Origin of the sequence: Pseudomonas hunanensis (assembly GCF_013393325.1) — a bacterium.
Taxonomy (GTDB): domain Bacteria; phylum Pseudomonadota; class Gammaproteobacteria; order Pseudomonadales; family Pseudomonadaceae; genus Aquipseudomonas; species Aquipseudomonas putida_P.
Genome location: NZ_QJRC01000050.1, coordinates 1 through 381 on the forward strand (window position 1 = coordinate 1; position 381 = coordinate 381).

1 protein-coding gene is annotated in these 381 nt (G+C 59.1%); it reads right to left on the reverse strand.

Annotated features, from left to right (window positions below):
• Positions 1-381 (reverse strand): immunoglobulin-like domain-containing protein (locus DM807_RS00730; protein WP_179026946.1); only part of this gene is annotated, 381 nt, incomplete at both ends.

Here is a 381-nt window from a genome sequence, read left to right on the forward strand (position 1 = left end):
CGGAACCGGTGGTGCTGTTGGCTGCGACGACGACAGTCGTACCATCGGTCAGCTTGAAGTACAGCTCCGAGTGGTTGTTGATCGGCAGACCGTCTTTGTTGGTCAGGGTGATGGTGTAGGTGATCTCACCGCCTTCGGTGACCGAAGGCGTGGCGGTCAGTTTGGCTACCACTTCGTCGAGGGTGTCGGTCACTTGAACCGAAGCATCACCGCCCAATTGCAGGTTTTCGAAGGTACGGCCGTCGATATCCACAGCCGACTTGATGCCGAGGGTGATTTCGCCGCTGTCCAGATAGACGTCATCGCCCTGTGCCGCGTGCTCGTAAGGCGCGCTGGTCTCGCCAGCCTTGATGGTGACCTGGGCATTGTTGCTCAGGGTCA